This is a genomic window from Candidatus Jidaibacter acanthamoeba, assembly GCF_000815465.1.
Taxonomy (GTDB): Bacteria; Pseudomonadota; Alphaproteobacteria; order Rickettsiales; family Midichloriaceae; genus Jidaibacter; species Jidaibacter acanthamoebae.
This window is the reverse complement of sequence record NZ_JSWE01000041.1, coordinates 1-3,891: the sequence shown is the minus strand read 5'-3', so window position 1 is coordinate 3,891 and position 3,891 is coordinate 1. Positions and strand designations below refer to the sequence as shown.

General features: G+C 31.0%; 3 protein-coding genes. 1 reads left to right on the top strand and 2 read right to left on the bottom strand.

Going from position 1 to position 3,891, the window contains the following annotated elements; genetic code table 11:
• On the bottom strand, positions 1-660 hold a 660-nt coding region (locus NF27_RS01085), incomplete at its 3' end, for an ankyrin repeat domain-containing protein (protein ID WP_039454859.1).
• A gap of 373 nt (positions 661-1,033) precedes the next feature.
• Here NF27_RS01085 and NF27_RS01080 point away from each other — a divergent pair.
• Positions 1,034-1,354 carry a group II intron maturase-specific domain-containing protein gene (locus tag NF27_RS01080; RefSeq protein ID WP_039454857.1) on the top strand — a complete coding sequence of 107 codons (321 nt, stop codon included), beginning with the start codon at positions 1,034-1,036 and terminating at the stop codon, positions 1,352-1,354.
• 491 nt (positions 1,355-1,845) lie between these two features.
• Here the strand turns inward: NF27_RS01080 and NF27_RS01075 are convergent.
• Positions 1,846-3,891 (bottom strand): ankyrin repeat domain-containing protein (locus NF27_RS01075; protein ID WP_039454855.1); only part of this gene is annotated, 2,046 nt, incomplete at its 5' end.

The window sequence follows — 3,891 nt, the reverse complement described above, 5'->3', positions numbered from 1 at the left end:
GAGATATCTCATCACATCTAAGTTTCCATTCCAAGCAGCAAGTAAGAAAGCATTACTTTCATTTTTATTTGATGAATTGATAAACTCAGGTTTCAGTTGTAAGAGGTATTTTATCACATCTAAATGTCCATATATAGCGGCAATCAAGAAAGCATTATTTCCTCTTATACTACTAATTGAATTAATAAACTCTGGTTGTAGCTGTAAGAGATATTCCATTACTTCTAATCTGCCTTTAGAAGCAGCAAGTAGAAATGCATTACATCCATCTTTATCTATTGAATCTATAAACTCAGGTTTTAGCTCAAGGAGATATTCCAATAATTCCAAATGACCGGATTCAGCAGTAAGTAAAAATGCGTCACTCCCGTTTTCTAGTCTTAGGCTTAAAAAGGTATCGATCATATTTGAATCAATACTGAGAATTTGAGTTATAACTTCTTTAAATCCCCGAGAAGCAGCCCATAAAAAAACATTGCCTCCAAGCCGCTCATCCTTTATAGCTAGCAGCTGGGTTACAGATATATAATTTATTAGGTTTAAAATTTCCTCTTCACTACCATTTTCCATTTTATCTTTCAGTGACTCATAATAAGCTTCGTCAGGTTTTTTTAATTTAAGAGGAGAAGGGTTGAAGTCATTTTGGCTAGATCTTTTCATAAGTACCTTTTATTAATTCCTTAAATTACATGTAAGACAAAACTAATACTATACAAAAATAATACAACAATCATTAGCATAGAAAAAACAGTTAAAAAATTTTTATCAAAAGATAAAATAAAAAGCAAGAATTTCGAAATATTGAAAAAATTTGATTTTAAGGTTATAAAGTTCAACCCCCTACGAAGGATATATATACCTAAGAATAAAGAGGCGACAAAATTGTTTCCTCTATCAATTCCCACTATGATTGATAGAGCTTGTCAGGCTTTATATCTGATGGCTTTTCAACCTATAGCAGAGACCTTAGCTGGATAAAAAGGCGTATGTTTTTAGGCAAAAGCGCTCTGCCGCTGATGCAATAGAATAATGTATGCTTTCTTTATGGCAAAAAGATCCTGCTGAATATATATTTGAAGTGGATATAAAGTCTTGTTTTGATAATATATCTCATAAGTGGTTGCTAAATAACGCACCCATGGACAAAGTGCATATGATAACTTATGCTGATGACTTTGCAATCACAGACGCAACTAAAGACATAATACAAATGCTTAACCTAAAATTGTTAGGGTGGGCGAACTATTATAAGTCATTAGCTGCTAAGAAGATCTTTTCATATGTAGACTCCATAGTTTCCAAAATGTTATGGAAATGGATACATTTAAGGCATCCGAGAAAATCTGCTAAATAGCGTACCAAAAGCTATTTCCGCAGGAAAGGATTGGATAACCGGGTATTTTCTGCCGAAACTATCAACGCTTAGAAAACTAAAGAATATATAAATCTTATCAAAATTTCTCATATTCCAACCAAACGGCATATTAAAATAATAGCTAATGTAGATCCTTACAATCCCGATGTAAGCTATACTTTCAAGATCGAGAGAATAATAAAAGAAGAGGCAAAGCTATCATATCGGAGCCCTTACCTTACTATGATTCAAGCAAATTGCCCGGTAAACACTTTGGCTATTGAGAAGCTTGAGCCCAGTGTGGGGAAATTCACACGCCGAGGTTTTTAGAGGAGGGAGTCAGAACAATCTAGCTCTCTTACTCGACTGCAAGGATTTCAATCTTTTCCAATCTTTTTTATCAAAGTCTGTCACTTTAGCCTTTATCTCATTTATAAATTTGTTAGTAAATTTCTTCCATCTTTATTAATTTCCTGCCGCACAGCATTTACTTACTCTCTAGTTTTTGCACCCCTATCCAGAGTTTGATCATATTTCATTATTTTTTCTATAAATAAGGCTCTACTATTAACCTTTCTTATAATTCCCTCAGCAACATTAAATTTACTTTCTTCATTTACTTCTCTCTTTATGGCTTCTATCTTTTCTAGTTGAGCCCTACTCTCAACTCCTACTACAATAGAGAATATATATGATGAAATTTCATGAGGAATTGCTAGTTGTTCTTTAAAAGATGAATAAATATTTTTACATACAAAATGTAAATTATTTAACTTATGTACAATTTTAAAATATTCATCCAAGCACAAATAAGTTTCAATGTATTTTCTATTAGTCTCTGTTTTCAAAATAGGAATTATTTCATATTTTAAAAACTCAGATATTAAATTACCTTTAATTGAAGAAATTAAAGTTCTAAACATTAAATTTTTATATGATGAAATGGAATAGAAAAAATCTTTATTATTTTGTGCATGAATTATTTCTTCTCTTTTTTCTTGATTTGAGGTGTTCTCAATCAAAAAATTTAGCACTGTTACTTTACCACTTTCTGCAATACTAGTTATAATAGTATCGCTTTGGGCACGAAACATCTGATATCTTATTTGTTCATCTTGGGTATATTCTAGCAATAATTTTAGCACCTCTATATGACCATTTTTTGCAGCATTGATAAATCCTTGATCATCACGCATATGTATCATTTCATTTCTTTTTTCTTGCTCATGTGTATGGTTTAACAAAAACTTTAATACTTCAGGCTTATTTTTAGTAGTAACGTTAATAAATAGTTTATTGTTGCGAGCATGAATCATTTCATTTCTTTTTTCATGGTCTGGTGTATGTTTTATTAAGAGCTTTAAAACTTCAATATGGCGCATACGAGCAGCATTAAAAAAACTATCATCATATCGAGCATGAATCATATTATCTACCTTCTCTTGACTAGAAGTATGTTTAAGCAGTAATTCTAAAACCTCTATATTGCCATTTTTTGCAGCATATCTAAAAGGTTTATAGTCAACAGAACTAATTAGTATATCTTTTTCATCATCATTTAGACATTGTTTCAATAATAATTCTAATACCTCTATATTTCCGTTTTTAGCAGCATGAGTGAAAGCGGCCACACTTACTTCTAGATGCTTTTTGGGATCTTTGATATATTTAAGCAATAATTCTAATACCTTTATGTGACCACTCTTAGCAGCATAAATGAAAGTATATATACTTATCTCATTATTTGTTTCAGCACTATTAGTATACTTAAGCAGCGGTTTTAATACTTTTATATGCCCGTTATCAGCAGCTAAAGTAAAACAATCATGCATAGTATCACATGTAAACTTAAGATTAGGCGAAGTTAGTAAATATATTATTTCTATTGTATTTCCATCCTTGCACGCCTGCTTAAGCTCTTGGATAATTTCATCATTACTCTTTTTCTTAACATCAAATCCAGGAGAGGAATACTCAGTCTGCTCTAATGCTAAGCTATTATCTAGCTCATTCTTTTTAAAATTTTCTTTTAGAATATTGTTAGCTTTGGTTATAATATCTACTATATTTTCAAGTCTAGAAGGACGGGTTAAACGATCAGTAAGTAACTTTAGTACTACTTGCTCATCATTATTTTTAGCAGCCAATAAAAATTTATGGGTATTATCCCTTTTTATTAAACTACTATACACTTCCTCATCCCCAAATATCGACTTCATTGCTTTCACTTGCTCGTTATCTTCTGGACTTACAATATTGCCATATTTATTTAATACATACTCTCTTAGCTTCGGCAGTACTTTATCCAAAAGCATTTCAAAATTTAGAGTAAGGGTTATGTCTTTATTATTAAAATCCCTATCTATTATTAATTTTTCACTATCGGTATCATATTTTATGAAGTAGTATGCTTTTATCTTGGCTACTTCTTTATTTGAAATAGAACTTAATTTTAAATGTATAGTATTATCTTCACCGGCAACTAACTTTTGTTGTTTTTGACTAATGAAAATACCTGCCATTTCTACAAAAGCCTG